The following is a 16,322-nucleotide window of genomic DNA, read 5'->3' on the forward strand; positions in this document are numbered from 1 at the left end:
TTGGGTGCCTTTTTACTTTCAGAATAGTCTGAAATACAAAAACCGCCAAGTAGTGATTTTTACACTGCTTGGCGGTTTAACTTTAAAAAGAGGTTACTTCAAATCTTCCTTGTCGAAGAAAGCATCAACAACACGTTGGCTAGCGTGGCCGTCTTCCCAATTGTTAAAGCGATCGCTGAAACGTTGGTAAGCACCGGCGTACTCCTGTTCAACCTTAGGCAGGTTGTGCAGGGCTGACAACACATCGTCGTTGGTCTTCAACAGTGGTCCGGGGAGATCCTTTTCCATGTCGAGGTAGAAGCCACGCAGGACACTGCCATACTTCTCGTAATCGTAAACGAAGTACAGAATTGGCCGTCTCAGAATAGCGTAATCGAAGAACACACTGGAGTAGTCAGTGATGAGCACATCGGCAATCAGGTACAGCTCAGCAATATCGTCGTAGCTGGATTCGTTATAAACGAAGTCCCCGAAGCCGGTCGTGTCTAAGTGTTCCGTGATGAAGTAGTGGGTCCGTAAGACCAGCACGTATTCGTCACCAAGTTCGCGTTTCAGACGTTCGATATCGAGCTTCAACGTGAACTTGTAGTCCCCAACACCGTAGTAGTCATCGTCACGCCACGTTGGGGCGTAGAGAATGATCTTCTTGTCGAGTGGAATGCCCAACTGTTCCTTAATCTTACGCGCGCGGTCATCTTTGTCCGGGGCACTTAGGATATCGTTACGTGGGTAACCTGACTTCAACATCTGACCTTCGGGATACATGAAGGCGTGTTCGAAGACGTCGACGGAGAATTGGTTAGCGGTGACCAGGTAATCCCATTGACGGGATTGAGAGAAGAAGATTGCCTTGTACATGGGATTGGCACTGGCCACGTTATCCATATCGAAGACCAGGTGCTTCAATGGCGTTCCATGCCAAGTCGACAGGAATTTAGTTCCCGGACGCTTGACGAACCATTGAGGTTGACGCATGTTGATGACCTGGTACTTAGACGTTGCCAGGTAGTACATGTAGCGCCAGCCAAACCGTTTGACCACGATGGTGTCTGGTCGATCGGCAGGGGTATCGTCGACGTCGGGGTTCATGATCCAAACGTGCTTGAACTTGCCGGGATAGTTTTCCTGAATGTAGTTGTAGATGGCTTTAGGGCTATCCGAGAAATTCCGTCCCAGGAAGGATTCGTAAATGATGACTCGTGGCTTGATCGGCATCTTGGTAAACCACCAGATGTAAGACAGACGGGTGAGACCCCGACCGTGATGGTGGAGCACCCGGTTCAACTGCCGTAACCGCACTAACCCGTTAATTCGGGATTGTGGGCAGGTTGGGCGACGCCGGATGTGATGTAAGATTTGCCGACTAAGGAGGGAGACGTCGCCATATGCGGCAGCATCCGTATCCTTCAGGTAACGGTGCAGGTCGTTCATTAAGGCTGGCACGTCGTCCACCGTGACCGGTGAGCTGGTAGCCAAGGCTTGATAGAGGAACCGGTGCATCCGTAGCAAGGTATAACGACTGAAGGCAAAGTGCAGATCGTCATCCTTGATGAGATCCAGACTCGCCTGCCAGGCGGCTACCCGTTGTTGCCAACGGGTCCCAACCTCGAGTTGGTGAATTGAAGGTTGGTTGATCGGGTCGTTGTGCTTGACCCGGATGTAGTGAGGCGTGGCTAACCGCAGATAAGAGCTGGTTAAGGCCATGACCTGAACTAAGAAGGGAAAGTCGGGGTAGAGTTGGTTGTCAGGCATGAATTGAATGTCATGATCCTGAACCAATTTACGGTCGATCACCTTACCGGTCAGTTTAATTTGACGGTTAAATTGATCCCAACGCGTGTCACCACGCAATTGAACATACTTGTGTTCCAACCAGTTCAACGCACTGGCGTCAACCGCTGGGGCATCTGGCAATTGTTGGGTGACAGATGGATCGAAGTTTAAGGCAAAGTTCTTAGGTGCCCGCCGCTTGGCACCACCCCATTTGGGCAGGGTGTCCAGGGCTTCCGTCTGTTCCAAGCTATTGAGGAATGACGACTGGGGTTCGTAAGTGGGGTATTGGTTCAAGTCGCCCAGGGTGTCGGTAGCGGGATTGATCGCTGCCATTTCTGCCAGGGCACTGGGTACCAGGAAGTCATCGCTATCCACGAAGACTAACCAGTCACCGGTTGCCGCAGCTACGGCCGCATTGCGGGCCGCACCCATGGTGTTACCATCAAAGGACACTTGACGGACCTTGAAAGGCACCTGCCACTCTGATTCAGTGAAGTCGAGGGGCGCGTTGAGCGCGATAATCCACTCGAAGTCGTGAGTCGTTTGGTGTACTAAGTTCTGCCGTAGGGCTAATAGTTGATGTAGTTCACCCGTTTGGCAGGGTGTAATTAAACTAAATTTCATGACAACCTCCTAATAAAACAGCCGATGTGCCATCTGTGGTGACACCATCCGCAAGAGCCCTAACCGCGACCAAACTTTGGTTGGTGGGGTAATGAGTTCTTTAATCCGACTCAGGAGCTGGACATGATTGGCCGCACTGAGATTTTTTTTGCCAGCAGTGTCTAACAGCGTATTCAGCTGGCGCTGGAAGTACTCCGTAAAGGCAGGTTGCCACATGACACCCAATGATTGTACGTCGATGTGTTGGAGCTCATCGAGCCATTCGACAGGGGTGGCTTCCGCCCAAATTTGCCGTTGAATCGTTGGCACGTGGAGCCGTAAGACGTCTTGGCTGAGCTGGAGCACATGAAAGGCCTGCGCGATGGAAACTAGGGGCAGGTCGTGATCCAGTAACGTGACGGGTAACAATAACCCGGTTGGACGGATGCGTTGGGTCAGACGACCCACACTTTGTAAATCGGTTTGAATGCTGTAACTTTGACGGGCCCATAACGTCATTTGGCGTTCAGTGGGGGTCGTCGGTGTGGCCGAGGTTAGATTTTGAAAGGTCAGTTGAGTCGCAGATGAATCGTGTTCGGCGAGATAAGTTGAGATCTGTTCGTCAAGATCCTGAGTCGTCTCAAAGGCTGACAGACTGATCGGACTGCCGGGATGTTGCGTTGCCAGTTGATCCCATTGTTGCAGGGCACCCGGTAAAACATGATCCGTCTCGCGTAGATTAAGGAGATAGTTGTGGGGTGTCGAGGGCAAATTCAGGTCATTGACTGAGAGATGCCAGCTGGCGGCTTGGGCCTGTTGTTCGGCCGTTAGCGATTGTTCAGTTGGTAGTTGTAGATTCAGCGTCGTGGCGGCAAAGTTTTGGTTGGCGAGTTCCTCAATGAGGGAACTGAGCTTGGCCCAGTCCAACTGTGCTTGCGGCACGATGTTAACGAAAACGTGCATAATTTTTCCTTCTCCGTAATGTATGTAAGTTTAGTAGACAGTAATTTGGCAACGACTCCTATTATACCGAGATCTGGGAGGGTTGCCACCTAAAAATGCAAAAAGGTGAAATTCTTAACCCTAATATTGAAGGGTTTTAAACATCGTCGCGGCTTAAGAGTGTGATCGCCTCACCGTTAGCTTGCCGGCGATCGATGTTGTCTTCTCCCCAGACACAGAGTTCGTGGAGAATTCCTGAGAGACTTTCACCATAATCGGTCAGGGCATATTCAACCTTGGGTGGGACCTGGTGAAAGACGTGGCGCGAGACGATATTGGCAGCTTCTAACTCGCGAAGCTGTTGGGTCAACATCTTCTGCGAAATCTGAGGGATGGCCCGGGCTAGTTCGCCGGTCCGCATGGTGCGGTGACGCAAGTGACATAGAATGATTGACTTCCATTTGCCACCGATGATTTCCATGGTAGCCTCGACGCCAATGTGATAGGTCTTGGTGGGCATAAAACAGTTCTCCTCGTTGATGGTTACTTTTTGGTAAGTAGGGCACTTTAAAGTGGGTTCTTGTTCCCTAGTTATTAGCCAGTATAATCAATATTTATCACGTACGCAATCTGAGGAGGGTATTATGACAAAACAAAAACAAATTTCAGCAACCTTGACGTTACTAGCGCTCGCTGTGAGTGCCTTTGCCATTGGGTCAACCGAGTTCATTAGTGTCGGGTTGATTCCGATGTTGATTCAAAGCTTCCACGTTAGCATGGCGCAGGCCGGATTGACGGTTTCCGTCTATGCGATGGGAATCATGATTGGGGCACCCGTCATGACTCTCCTGACCGGTCAGATTAACCGTCACACCTTAATGGTCATCATCATGTTACTCTTTATCACCGGGAATCTGGTGGCGGCCTTTGCCCCAACGTTTGCTGTTTTGCTGGCAGGACGGGTGATTGCTGCTCTGGCTCATGGGATTTTCATGACGGTGGCCTCGGTGATCGCGGCTGATGTCGTGGCACCGTCCAAACGGGCTTCGGCAATTGCCGTAATGTTTACCGGACTGACGGTAGCCACGGTTACTGGGGTGCCAATGGGCACCATGATCGGGCAGCTGGGTGGCTGGCGCTGGTCGTTCATCTTTATTAGTGTGATTGGGTTAATTGGCTTGGTCGCCGACTATATTCTAGTGCCACGCGAGTTGCCATTACCAAGTAAGGCGACCGCTAAGGGGTTGTTACGCGTTTTGGGTAACCCGCAACTCTTATTAGCACTCTTAGTCACGGCCTTGGGTTACGGGGGGACTTTCGTCGCTTACACCTACTTGTCACCCTTATTGGAACAAAAGATGGGCTGGTCGAGCAGTGCCGTCGTGGTGATTCTGGTCGTTTATGGTTTGATGGTGGCCTTAGGAAACACCCTGGGTGGCCGTTGGGCGAACAAGAAGCCCTTGGCAGCTTTATTGAAAATGTTCATGGGACTCTTCGTGACGCTACTGGTCTTATCTGTGACGGCAAGTAGCCACTGGTTGGGTCTCCTAACCGTTCTGGCGATGGGTTTCTTCGCCTTCATGAATGTACCGGGCCTACAGTTGTATATCGTCCAGTTAGCGGAAAAGTACACGCCAGCTGACATTACGATGGCTTCAGCCTTGAACATCTCAGCCTTTAACGTGGGGATCGCTCTGGGTTCTGGCATCGGTGGTCAGGTCACAAGCCAAGTTGGGTTAGGATGGACACCGTTCTTCGGTGCCGTGATGGTGGCCATCAGTATTGGCCTTACGGTCGGCCTGATTCGCTTAGCTCGTCCGGCCAAGCGATTGGTTAAAAAGTTTAATCGTTAGAGAGAATGAATGATTGAAGAGGTCCTCGACAGGTTGTTGGGGGCCTCTTTTTGGTGGGTGATGATTCGGGAGTCGTCACTTTTCGAAGAAATCCCTGTTAAAGATGCGTGGGAGAAGCGTTGTCCAGTTAAGAGCGAGGTAGTAGGCAACGCTACTCGTAATATTAGTGATTTTATAATGGATTGTGGCTGAAGACTAACGCGGGACACGATGTTCCAAACTTTTCCAGTATACTTTCAGAATCTAGATCAGAACTGGGGGGCTTACTTTGGGGCGTAAGCAGCTGTATCAATTATTTCTATTACTTGTGATCTGCGGTTGGGGCCTGATGGTCAGCAATTCAGCGCAAGCGGCCATAACCCGAGACGATGATATGCTCGCGGCGATTGCGAGTGCGCCGCCGGGATTTTCACTCGACCGGGGCTTTAGTCCCGGTCGATCATACGGTGCGGCAGACAGGTTACTGGATGGTCCCGCCATACCGAAACAGATTGCGCAGTTAACCAATGATAATTTCAATCAGATGTACCGTCAGGTGGGGGTGCTGTGGTCTAAGGTGCCAGGGACGCAGAGTCAGCCGCGCCGCATTCCGTTGACCCGTGATCAGCACTGGTCATTTTGGTTGTACTTTGGTAATAAGGGTGACAAGGCCGCGGATGGGATGACCTTTACGCTCCAAAATGCGGCAACTGGCACGGATGCGCTGGCGAGAGGTGGGTCCGGTCAGTCGCTGGGAGTTTGGGGCGGCGATACCAACGCCAGTGGGGATACATCGTACATTTCTCAAATTGCCTTGCAGAAGAGCTGGGCATTAGAATTTGATACCCACGTTAACAACGTCGTCAATAGCGTGAGTCAGGCCAATTACTTTGACTATGAGGCAGTTCCGAGCCAAGGCCCACACATTGCCAGTAATTATCCTGGCGAGAAGGGGAGTTATCAGATCTTTGGCAGTCGGGGGCATTACTATTTTGGATTGAAACACCGCCAGCCTAAGCTTATGGCTAATCCTTCGAATGGCCGTTGGCATCATGTGACCATGGATTGGCAGAAGGCCAAGAGTCAAATGACCTATGCCTACAACGACCGTGATCCACAGACTGGGCAGGCGCTCACGCCGGAGGTTCAGGACAGTATCTCGATTGATTTGACCAAATTGGGGACACCGGATCAACCAGCAACCAGTGCCGTCTGGGGACTGACCGGGGCTACGAGTTCAAGAGGTGAGAATAACTTGGCAGTGGTTGACCAGGAACCTGGGCAGATGCGTTTCGATGTTGACCAGGACACTCAGGTGGTCACCGCGGACGGGCAACGCCAACTGGTTCATGAGGGCGATCGGATTCCGGGGGATGCGGAAGTATTCTATCATTTCAAGGCAACTGGCCAACCAGACGGTTTTCGAACGAGTGATACAACTGCGGTTGTTCTAGGTTCGTCTCCAGCGCTTAAATGGTTGGCGGGGAGAGTCCAGCAGCCTGGGCAGTCGGCGCCACTCTATGCGTTTAATGCCGCAGAGCTGGCAGAGCCGCCAATGTCGCATGCCATTGGACAGGATGTCTTCACTAAGGATCAACCGACCGTCGAGACCGAGCTACAGGCCAAGGGGCAGTCGCCGGAGGAAGACACCTACGTTGCCCCACAGACCGCGATTTATTACGGCGAAAATCATTATGTGGCGGTCAGGTCCGTGGGTTATTATTTGAAACGTAAGCTGAACCTAAAACTTGAGAAGCTGGGCACACCTACCGCGGCGGTGGTGCCACAAGCGGATGCCGAAATAGCGGGTCGCTTAAGTAACAATGGCCGGACGATCCAGCCAGACGCTATGGCCGATTCTAAACTGAGCTTTTCGGTTAACGGCAAGCCATATACATTTACGCAGCTTGATGGGGCGTGGACGGGGGCGACCGGTCAGTTTAAATTGCGGGTACCGGCCGCACTATTGCATCAAGGCAAGAATAAGCTGACCATCGCGGCAACGAACCGTGATGATGTGGCCCCAGACCTCACAATTCCAATTATCCAGCTCTCTGGAGACCTAGTGTTTAGCGCCATCTCGCCGGAAAATGGCTTTGCCGGTCAGCTGACCGGGACGCGACAATTGATTAGCAGAGACAACGGTTGGAAATTGCGGGTGCGTGATGAACGAGCTGGCGAGAATCGTTGGAAACTTCAGGCAAGCTTGGCGGAGCCGCTACGAGATGAACGGGGGCATTTATTGCAAGGTGATATGGTGTATCAGACCGGACACGAACAGAAAGTCATTGGCACCGATCCGGTCGTAGTCCACGAACAACGGACGCACGGTTTGGGTGAAGAGACCGACGTGATCGGTGGCTGGCATCAGAACTCGGGAATGCTGATCCGGGTGCATGGTGGCGCGACGGCTGGCCAGTATCAGGGCGAACTCCGCTGGCAACTGGCGGATGCTCCCTAGTGTTTGTAATGGTTGGGGGAAATGTGCTTTGAATTGACTAGGGCGCACGGTGAAAATTTTGAAACTGACTTTTGTTTGACATATGTCGACACTTAAAAATTTGACTAGACGGTTTTAAATAACGAGGTCCCTAATTACCATTTTGACGGTGATTAGGGATTTTTTTAACAGGTCGTTCGGATGGAACGACGGTCATTCGACATGGTTCCATGCTTCCCATTATCTATTGGTTTTGTCATTTATGATCGGACACTGGGCACGATAGTCAGAACAAGACAGTCAGTCTTACTAGTCGCAGAGTTATTAGTAGTGGCCAAGATCAGTCAGATCCGGCGTAATCCCTGACAGCCGCAAGCGGGCTGTTTTAAGCCAATTTGGAGAATAAAAACCACGCCATCAACGAGTGATAGCGTGGTTCGGTAGATTATAGATTAAGGTAAATCGTTACCAGCAGCGAAGTAGACGTCGTACCATTCCTGCTTGGTCAAGGTAACATCGGCACCAGCCGCACTGTCCTTGATGTGAGCAGGAGTCATCGTTCCCAGTAAGACTTGTAAGTTGGCAGGGTGGCGTAGAATCCAGGCCACGGCAATCCCGTTCTTGGAAACACCATACTTGTCAGCTAACTTCTGTAATTCGGCATTTAATTCAGGGTACTTCGGGTCATTGATAAACATCCCAGCGAAGAGACCGTATTGGAATGGCGACCAAGCCTGAACCGTCACATGCTTACGGCGGGCGTATTCCAACATCCCCAAGTCATTGGAGGTTGGCTTGTCGTCCATGTTAACGTGCAGACCAGCGGCAACCATGCCCGCGTGAGCGGCACTGAATTGAAGTTGGTTAAACATTAACTTTTGGTCGACGGCTTCTTGTAACATTTCGAATTGTTGAACGTTAAAGTTAGAAACCCCAAAGTGACGAACCTTACCTGCAGCCTGCAAGGTGTTGAAGGCATCGGCAATTTCTTCGGGTTCCATCAGTGGATCTGGCCGGTGAAGCAGGAAGGAGTCGAGGTAGTCGATCCCCATCCGTGACAAGATGCCATCAACCGCATCGATCAGGTGTTGCTTCGAGAAGTCATAACGCTTACCGAAGACCAGGTCGTCGTGACTCCGTTCGGGGTCGACGATGATGCCACCCTTGGATTGAATGTAGAAGTCGTCTCGGGATAGTCCGGAAGCCTTCAAGGCCCCGCCAAAGACTTCTTCAGACTTACCGTTGACATAAATATCTGCGGAGTCGATGTAAGTAATTCCGGCATCGTGAGCGGCTTCGAGGGCGTTCACTGCGGCTGGTTGATCGAGAACACCCATCCGCATGATTCCTAAGGCAACTGCGGAAGATTGCCAGTTTGTCCCACCTAAACGTAATTGTTTCATCAATAAAACTCCTTTATCAAACAGATTTACAAATCCACTAATAATCTTACCGCAGATTACCATAGATTTCGCGTGAAAGCCCTTTATTTATCAGAAAATGGTTGACTTTGTTCGGAGAACCGTTATAGTTAATTACACAAGTAACTAACCAACACACGTAATCAAACTTAATCTAAAGAGTAAGGGGATTTTAATCATGACAAGCAGTAACGCAGTGGTCGACGTACACGGCCTGGAAAAAACGTATGGAAAAGTCAACGAACGGCAGTATCAGGCCTTGAAGGGGCTAAACTTTCAGGTGGCCTCCGTTGAATTTGTTGGGATCATGGGCGCCTCTGGTTCCGGGAAGACCACGCTGCTGAACATGCTGTCGACGCTAGACGTCCCCACCAAGGGTGATGTGATCGTTAACGGTCACGATGTGACGAAGATGCGGGGAAATCAGCTCGCAGACTTTCGAGCACAAGAGGTCGGCTTTATTTTCCAAGACTTTAACCTGCTAGAAAGCCTAACAGCTGAAGAAAATATCGGTTTGCCACTGGCGTTGAAGGGGACCTCTTCCAAGATTATGGATCAGGCCATTCACGAAGTGGCGGAGACCCTGTCCATCGCTGATCTTTTACAGAAATATCCATCTGAGTTATCTGGGGGCCAAAAGCAACGGGTGGCGGCGGCCAGAGCGATCGTGCATCACCCTTCAATCCTGATGGGTGACGAACCCACGGGTGCCTTGGATTCTACGAGTGCCAGAGAGTTGTTAGATCTCTTGACGACCATCAACCAAGAACAACACATGTCGGTCTTACTTGTCACCCACGATCCGTTCTCCGCCAGCTTCTGTCAACGTATCCTCTTTATCAAGGATGGGTTGATTGGTTCAGAGATTCGGCGTGGCGATCAGGACCGGAGTGCTTTTTACCAGCAGATCTTAAATGAGCTGGGCACGTTTAACGAGTAGGGGGGAAACACATGTTAGGAAAATTAGCGCTAGCCGGAATTAAGAACCGGCGTCGCGACTATCTGGTGCTTCTGGCCGGATTAACCATGTCCGCGGCAATCTTCTATATGTTTGCGAACCTCGCTACCAACAAAGCCTTCGTTAAGGCCAATGGGGTGGTTGGCCAATCCATGCTCATCTTTGGTTTCGGGGCCGTTCTCTTGATTTTGATTACCATTGTCTACATTATGTATGCCAATAGTTTCCTACTTAGTATGCGGCAACATGACTATGGCCTCTTCATGATGTTGGGCGCTAAGAAACGGCGGATTGGCCAGTTGGTCTTCCTGGAAACGTTGATCTTAGGAGCGGTAGCGACAGCTATCGGGATTGTCCTGGGACTACTTATGAGTCGCTTCCTCGTCGGCTTCCTGCTAAATGCCTTGGGATTACATTTAGCACACCTGGAGTCCTTCTATTTGCCGGCGATCATCGCGACGGCCGTGCTGTATGTGGGCCTGTTTATCTTGGCCTCGCTATTCAACTTGGTTAAGTTGACGCGGACCACGGTTCTCAAGCTCCTGCATACCGATGAACAGGCAAATCAGCCCCAAGTAAAACCCGTTCGGCAGATGATTGCCGGTATCGTGGGGATTCTGTTATTGGCCGCGGGTTACTGGGCCTTAGCCAATATTAAAATGCTTCAGATGGCGGCGATTCCATTTGCCATCGTGACGATTACCTTGGGGACTTACCTGTTGTTCAGGGCGACCTTGTTGACCATCATTCGGTGGTTACGCCAGACCAAGTGGGCTAAGAAGCACCTCAATGGGTTCCTGATGGGCCAACTGAACTTCCGGGTCTACAACTACACACGGATGTTGACGATTGTTTCTCTGCTCTTTGCCATGGCCTTAGGTGCCATCACGGTGGGGTCCGGTTACCATCGCCAATTACCAATGATGGCTGATAGTCTGGGATCTTATACGGTAGCCATTCATGATAAGACAGCTAAGGAACAGCAGTTGATTAGCAAGCTGGACGTGGCACATCAAGCCACTTACACCCAGAAGCGCCAAGGGAAGACGGTATTTTACAATGCCGCAGAGTTCAAGCAACAACCTTATGAATTCAACGAAGGCGAAATGACCCCTAAATATGAAAAGAAGACGGCTGCACAGATGAAATCGACTGACCTTAACAGCCTCGATTTCTTGAACCTAGCTGTATTGGGTCAGAACAATCTGTACGCGCCGAAGATGTTGAGCGCGACCAAGTTTGCCCGGCAATCTGGAAAGACCGTTTCGGTGACGACGATTCGTGTTAAAAACATCGGGAATGATCGTGTAACTTTGAAGAAACTCAACCAGCTCGAAATGGCTCGCTTTCCGCATGCTGGTGAATTAACTATTGGAAACTATCAATCCTACGAACTCATGTTGGCCTTCTTCGGGGGCCTCGAGTTCATGGGGTACTTCCTGGGAATTGCGTTCCTAGCAATGTTGGCTTCCTGCCTGATGTTCAAGATTCTCTCTGGTGCTCCCGGCGACAAGCGACGTTACCGGATGCTTTACAAGGTTGGGGTCCGCCACAACCTGATGCGTAACGGGATCGCAAAAGAAATTGGGATTTTATTCATGATTCCTGGTATCATGGGAGTAATCGATGTGTTGTTCGGTCTCCAAATGTTTAAGCCGTTGATGCCCAAGCCCATGAGTCCCTACCTGGGAATCGGGAGTACGTTTGCCATCTTCATCGGGTTGTATGCGATTTATTATCTCATTACGCTCGCCCTATATTGGCAAATTGTGTTGCCTCAGGCTCCGGCCCAAGCTCAAGCGGAACACAAGTGAGTTCATAAAGAATGTGGGAATGAAAAATGAAATTTAATTTCGATAGTCCGGAACCAATCTATCTGCAAGTCGCAGAACAGGTGGAGGAAGCCATCTTTACCGGAATCTATCGGGCGGGGGAACAGGTGCCGTCCACGACTGAGATGTCCAAAGAATTTCATATTAATCCGGCGACGGTTTTAAAGGGGATTAACCGACTCGTTGCGGCAGGTGTGATTGAAAAGCGCCGTGGCGTAGGGATGTTCGTCACCCCAGATGCCGAAAAGACGATACGTGAGAAGCGGCGGGCAGAATTCTACGATCGCTACGTCAGTCGTTTCACGAGTGAGGCCCGTAAACTTAATCTGTCAGAAGACGAGTTAATTGAATTGATTCGGCGCGGCTATGAAGCTTGAGGGTGTGACACAGGGTCTTAGGCGGAATTGACCGCCTGCTGACGCACCTTTCGACAGTCTAAAATCAAAGAGCTAGGGGTCTGGGACCAAAGTCTCAGACCCCTATTGCGTTCCGAACGTTTATAGTTGAAACGGCCGGCAAATGGCGACTGATTCCGCTTAACCCCGGTAGACAAGCAATTCAAGGCTGAAATTATTCACCTATCGACGTTAAGGCACATTAACTGACCGCCACTTGTCAGACTCACCTTTCATTTTCACCAGAGTGGGGTTTGAAGTCGGTTTAGTTTACAATTCTCAATTTTCCTCGTATAGTGGATTGTGTGCAATTGACTAGTGCATTCATCCAAGAAAGAGGGAACGACTCATGGACATTACAATTAAAGACGCCGCTCAGGCTTATCTGGCGGCTCACGTTCAGCCCAATATGACGCTGTTACTAACAACGGATGACGGGTCCAATCGGTATTCGACGGTCGGGGGGACTTGTGCCATCGGTGACAAGTTCCAATTTGTCGCTTTGACCGAGGATGATGTTAACTATCCGTTAACTGTTGACAATAATGCCGGTTTGACGATTCGAACGAATGCCGACACGGCTCTGTACCTGGGTAATGGTTTAATTTTGGATCGGGTCTTTAATCAGTTATCATTACGAGATGATACCGGTGTGCTGGATAGTGCTGTGGGTTTGATAACCTATACGGCGCAAGAGAAGTCCGACTTGGACCTGAAGCGAGAGATGCAGACGTTAGGTACCCGAATTTGCTAAGAAATTTGATGAGGTCTGGACAGTCGTCCAGGCCTTTTTAATTTGCGCTAAGTGTGCCCCCTCAGATCGATCGACTTGTCCCAACACTATTGCCAATTTAATGGGCGTGCGCGTATACTTTAACTACGTAAATGTTGCGGGAGGGGATTTTTTTGACGAAGAACAATAAATTTTGGCGACTAGTTGTGGGGCTCGTTAGTTTAGCGCTGCTCCTAATTGTCGGCCAAGTTGCCACGCCAGCTCAAGCGGCAACTAATCATAATGGTGCCGACTTTACCACGTCGGCCAGCGTAACCAATGGCCCAGATTTTAAGCACAAAGATACGATTAAAGTTCAATATAACTTGGACTTTGGGAACACGCCAATTAAAAGTGGCGATACCATTACCCTGGACTTTCCAGAGAATCTGAAAGGGAAGACGCCAGGGGACACTTTCAAAGTCTATGATGAAAAGGGTGTTGTGATCGGGGAAGCGGTTGTTTCCGATACCGGAGTGGTCATCACCATGAATGATAAACTCGAAGGAAAAACCAATGACAAGTTGACCTTGAACCTCGACACGAAGTACCGTTACGAAGATACGGGAGAAAAAGATGTTAATTTCCCACTCGAAAACAATGGGAGTAGCACCTCACAAATTAACGTTGTCTCTGATGAAGCTAACTTGTCAAAGAAGGGCGTCATCCAAGATGATGGGACCATCAAGTGGACCATTTTGGTTGACCGCCGCGAAGTTGATCTGAAAAATCTAAAGATTAGCGATACCATTGGGAGCAATCAAGAATTGATCCCGGGTGTGACTGTCAGTGACGGTGAATGGTCAACGACGACGAGTTATAAGCGAAAGAAGCCAGCCTTGGTAGAGGGCAAAGACTATGACGTGAACTACAAGGATAACGGCTTTGATATGACCTTTAATGACACGGTAGACCACTTGATTGTGATTGACTACTACACCAAGATTACCGATCCGGCACTGATTGACTCCGGCTATAAATTTAAAAACAATGCCGTGATGAATTGGGGCGGTGGCGTCAATGGTGGGCCTAACTCCGAAGAAGCTAACGGCAATGTCTCATCTTCTAATGGGAACAGTGGCTCCGGTGGTGGGGACCACGTCGATCCCGATGGTAACCATGAAACCGACGAAGGAGATCCCGATGAAGAGACTGGTACCGGGACGGACGACGTCGATGGTGGCTTCGTTGAGGACAAGGTGACGACGGATAAGGATAAGAAGACACCTGCCAAGACGAGCCCAGCCAAGCCTAACAAGAAGGCGGTCGCTAAGGCTACGGCAACGCAAACCGCTGGCAAGACGACTGCTAACAAGAACACCAAGTTACCACAAACGAATGACCGGAATGGGTGGTTCGTCACGGTTGCTGGATTCTTAACTTTGATTTCACTGAGTGCTGTTTTACGGCGTCGGTTCTAGTCACTGAATTGAATGAATTTCGAAAGCCTGGGCAAATTTGCTCGGGCTTTTAATTTAGAATGATTATTAAGTGGAAAACGGCACAAGCTCTGTTATACTCAGGGTAAAAGGAACGGTCGAGGAGGATGCGTGGATGAAACGATTACGACAATATAAGGAATTCTGGGCAGTGATAACGCTCGGGGTCATCGCATTAGGACTCCAATTTGGGTTACAGCGCGCTAACCTGGCTCAGATCTTAATTACGGCGTTGGGGTTACTACTGGCCCTGCTGATGCTTGTGGAAATGGTTCAGACCCTACGTTCCGGAAAATTTGGGATTGACCTGTTGGCGATTACGGCGGTCCTAGCAACCCTAGCCGTCGGCGAATATTGGGCGGCACTGATTGTGTTACTAATGTTGACTGGTGGGGACGCACTGGAAGACTTTGCGGCGCGTAAGGCCAACAGTGAACTTCAGGAGCTGCTAAATAATTCGCCCCAGATTGCCCATCGAGCCGGGGACGAATCCTGGGAAGACGTTGCTGTCGGTGAAATTTCCGTGGGCGATCGCCTCCTAGTTAAGCCTGGTGAGGTGATGCCCGTGGACGGAACCTTACTGACGGGGCCAACCTCGGTCAATGAGTCCTCACTGACGGGGGAAGCTCGGCCAATAGACAAGCAAGTCGGAATGACCGTGATGTCCGGGAGTTTGAACGGTGAGGCTGCGGTGGAACTTAGAGCCGATCAGACGGCCGGTAACAGTCAGTACCAAAACATCGTCCGGCTGGTTAAACAAGCCGAGGAACGGCCGGCCAAATTTGTTCGGTTGGCCGACCGGTATGCAGTGCCCTTTACCCTATTAGCTTATGTGATTGCGGGGATTGCCTGGGCGGTGTCAAAGGACCCCGTGCGGTTTGCCGAAGTCTTGGTCGTCGCTTCACCTTGTCCGCTGATTTTAGCGGCACCGATTGCTCTGATCTCGGGGATGAGTCGGGCTAGTCGAAATGGAATTATCGTGAAGACCGGGACGACGTTAGAAAAGTTAGCCAAGGTTAAAACGGTGGCCTTCGATAAGACCGGAACGATTACCCAAGGACGTCTTGTAGTCGATCGAGTGGTGCCCGTCACTGCGCTCAGTAATGATCGACTCCTCCAGTTCGCGGCTAGTGCAGAACAGCACTCGGGTCACGTCTTGGCGCAGTCGCTAGTTGCCGCTAACCAGGAACCACTTCTAGTAGCCAGTGGGGTTAATGAAACCACAGCTCAAGGGGTGGCGGCGACGATCGACGGGCAAGCAGTCCGGGTCGGTAAGCGTAGCTTTGTCACCGAAAATAAAGTGGAACAGCCGGACCAAACGGCAGTATACGTAACCGTGGCCGGTATTTATCAAGGGTACGTGAGCTTTACCGATCGCGTTCGGCCTGAGGCACAAGCAACCATGGGCGGTTTGCGTGACAGCGGTGTGGAACACCTCCTCATGATTTCGGGAGACCGCCGTCCCGTAGCGGAAATTATCGCCAAAGAAGTTGGGATCGACCAGGTTCACGCGGAGTGTTTGCCAGCCGATAAGATTAAGGTGTTGGCGGGTCTCCCAGTGGAACAGTTACCAGTCGCGATGGTTGGAGACGGAATTAACGATGCCCCATCACTGGCAACGGCCGATGTTGGCATTGCCATGGGAGCACACGGTGCCACGGCGGCCAGCGAGTCCGCCGATGCGGTGGTCCTTAAGGATGATTTGACGCGGGTCAGTGTGGCCAGAAAGATTGCGCAGGATACGATGCGGGTGGCAAAACAAGCCGTCTTGATTGGAATTTTTATCTGTACCGGATTGATGCTGATTGCCAGCTTTGGGGTGATTCCCGCCATCATTGGGGCTGTCTTTCAAGAAGTTGTTGACACCGTCACGATCCTTTATGCCTTGCGGGCCCGAGTGGATCGCTAGGCACCC

At 50.7% G+C, this 16,322-nt stretch carries 12 protein-coding genes; 8 read left to right on the forward strand and 4 right to left on the reverse strand.

Annotated elements, in window-relative coordinates; genetic code table 11:
- Positions 1 to 93: 93 nt before the first annotated feature.
- The 3 genes from EKM70_RS03070 to EKM70_RS03080 form a co-directional block, all read right to left on the reverse strand.
- Entirely contained in the window at positions 94 to 2,397 is a 2,304-nt protein-coding gene (locus EKM70_RS03070) for a bifunctional glycosyltransferase family 2 protein/CDP-glycerol:glycerophosphate glycerophosphotransferase (protein ID WP_125545140.1), read from the reverse strand.
- Positions 2,398 to 2,406: 9 nt separating this feature from the next.
- Complete coding sequence (locus EKM70_RS03075) at positions 2,407 to 3,339, reverse strand: hypothetical protein (RefSeq protein ID WP_125545142.1); 933 nt, start codon at positions 3,337 to 3,339, stop codon at positions 2,407 to 2,409.
- A gap of 136 nt (positions 3,340 to 3,475) precedes the next feature.
- On the reverse strand, positions 3,476 to 3,838 hold the full coding sequence (locus EKM70_RS03080; protein ID WP_057877852.1) for a winged helix-turn-helix transcriptional regulator: 363 nt from the start codon (positions 3,836 to 3,838) through the stop codon (positions 3,476 to 3,478).
- Positions 3,839 to 3,962: 124 nt separating this feature from the next.
- Here EKM70_RS03080 and EKM70_RS03085 point away from each other — a divergent pair, with 124 nt between their 5' ends.
- Complete coding sequence (locus EKM70_RS03085) at positions 3,963 to 5,171, forward strand: MFS transporter (protein WP_125545144.1); 1,209 nt, start codon at positions 3,963 to 3,965, stop codon at positions 5,169 to 5,171.
- Positions 5,172 to 5,439: 268 nt separating this feature from the next.
- Positions 5,440 to 7,611 carry an L-type lectin family protein gene (locus EKM70_RS11680; protein WP_125545146.1) on the forward strand — a complete coding sequence of 724 codons (2,172 nt, stop codon included), beginning with the start codon at positions 5,440 to 5,442 and terminating at the stop codon, positions 7,609 to 7,611.
- A 431-nt stretch (positions 7,612 to 8,042) separates the two neighbouring features.
- Here EKM70_RS11680 and EKM70_RS03095 read toward each other — a convergent pair whose 3' ends face one another.
- Positions 8,043 to 8,993, reverse strand: coding sequence for an aldo/keto reductase (locus tag EKM70_RS03095; RefSeq protein WP_125545148.1), 951 nt, complete (start codon positions 8,991 to 8,993; stop codon positions 8,043 to 8,045).
- Positions 8,994 to 9,189: 196 nt separating this feature from the next.
- Between EKM70_RS03095 and EKM70_RS03100 the strand changes: the two genes are divergently transcribed.
- From EKM70_RS03100 to EKM70_RS03125, 6 genes are all read left to right on the forward strand, one after another.
- Positions 9,190 to 9,951, forward strand: a complete 762-nt coding sequence (locus tag EKM70_RS03100) for an ABC transporter ATP-binding protein (RefSeq protein ID WP_125545150.1) — start codon at positions 9,190 to 9,192, stop codon at positions 9,949 to 9,951.
- 11 nt (positions 9,952 to 9,962) lie between these two features.
- Positions 9,963 to 11,783, forward strand: a complete 1,821-nt coding sequence (locus EKM70_RS03105) for an FtsX-like permease family protein (RefSeq protein ID WP_125545152.1) — start codon at positions 9,963 to 9,965, stop codon at positions 11,781 to 11,783.
- 26 nt (positions 11,784 to 11,809) lie between these two features.
- Positions 11,810 to 12,178 (forward strand): GntR family transcriptional regulator, encoded by a 369-nt coding sequence (locus EKM70_RS03110; protein WP_057877858.1) that lies wholly within the window; start codon positions 11,810 to 11,812, stop codon positions 12,176 to 12,178.
- A 367-nt stretch (positions 12,179 to 12,545) separates the two neighbouring features.
- Positions 12,546 to 12,950: an iron-sulfur cluster biosynthesis family protein gene (locus EKM70_RS03115; protein WP_125545153.1), complete on the forward strand. Its 405-nt coding sequence runs from the start codon at positions 12,546 to 12,548 to the stop codon at positions 12,948 to 12,950.
- A 152-nt stretch (positions 12,951 to 13,102) separates the two neighbouring features.
- Positions 13,103 to 14,389: a collagen binding domain-containing protein gene (locus EKM70_RS03120; protein WP_125545155.1), complete on the forward strand. Its 1,287-nt coding sequence runs from the start codon at positions 13,103 to 13,105 to the stop codon at positions 14,387 to 14,389.
- A 133-nt stretch (positions 14,390 to 14,522) separates the two neighbouring features.
- Positions 14,523 to 16,316 carry a heavy metal translocating P-type ATPase gene (locus EKM70_RS03125; protein ID WP_125545157.1) on the forward strand — a complete coding sequence of 598 codons (1,794 nt, stop codon included), beginning with the start codon at positions 14,523 to 14,525 and terminating at the stop codon, positions 16,314 to 16,316.
- Positions 16,317 to 16,322 lie beyond the last annotated feature (6 nt).

This window comes from Levilactobacillus lindianensis (assembly GCF_003946095.1).
GTDB classification, from domain to species: Bacteria; Bacillota; Bacilli; order Lactobacillales; family Lactobacillaceae; genus Levilactobacillus; species Levilactobacillus lindianensis.

What these genes read in the sequence shown, in the direction of transcription:
- EKM70_RS03070 (WP_125545140.1), bottom strand. Translation starts at nt 2,397, where the DNA reads ATGAAATTTAGTTTAATTACACCCTGCCAAACGGGTGAACTACATCAA.
- EKM70_RS03075 (WP_125545142.1), bottom strand. Translation starts at nt 3,339, where the DNA reads ATGCACGTTTTCGTTAACATCGTGCCGCAAGCACAGTTGGACTGGGCC.
- EKM70_RS03080 (WP_057877852.1), bottom strand. Translation starts at nt 3,838, where the DNA reads ATGCCCACCAAGACCTATCACATTGGCGTCGAGGCTACCATGGAAATC.
- EKM70_RS03085 (WP_125545144.1), top strand. Translation starts at nt 3,963, where the DNA reads ATGACAAAACAAAAACAAATTTCAGCAACCTTGACGTTACTAGCGCTC.
- EKM70_RS03095 (WP_125545148.1), bottom strand. Translation starts at nt 8,993, where the DNA reads ATGAAACAATTACGTTTAGGTGGGACAAACTGGCAATCTTCCGCAGTT.
- EKM70_RS03100 (WP_125545150.1), top strand. Translation starts at nt 9,190, where the DNA reads ATGACAAGCAGTAACGCAGTGGTCGACGTACACGGCCTGGAAAAAACG.
- EKM70_RS03105 (WP_125545152.1), top strand. Translation starts at nt 9,963, where the DNA reads ATGTTAGGAAAATTAGCGCTAGCCGGAATTAAGAACCGGCGTCGCGAC.
- EKM70_RS03110 (WP_057877858.1), top strand. Translation starts at nt 11,810, where the DNA reads ATGAAATTTAATTTCGATAGTCCGGAACCAATCTATCTGCAAGTCGCA.
- EKM70_RS03115 (WP_125545153.1), top strand. Translation starts at nt 12,546, where the DNA reads ATGGACATTACAATTAAAGACGCCGCTCAGGCTTATCTGGCGGCTCAC.
- EKM70_RS03125 (WP_125545157.1), top strand. Translation starts at nt 14,523, where the DNA reads ATGAAACGATTACGACAATATAAGGAATTCTGGGCAGTGATAACGCTC.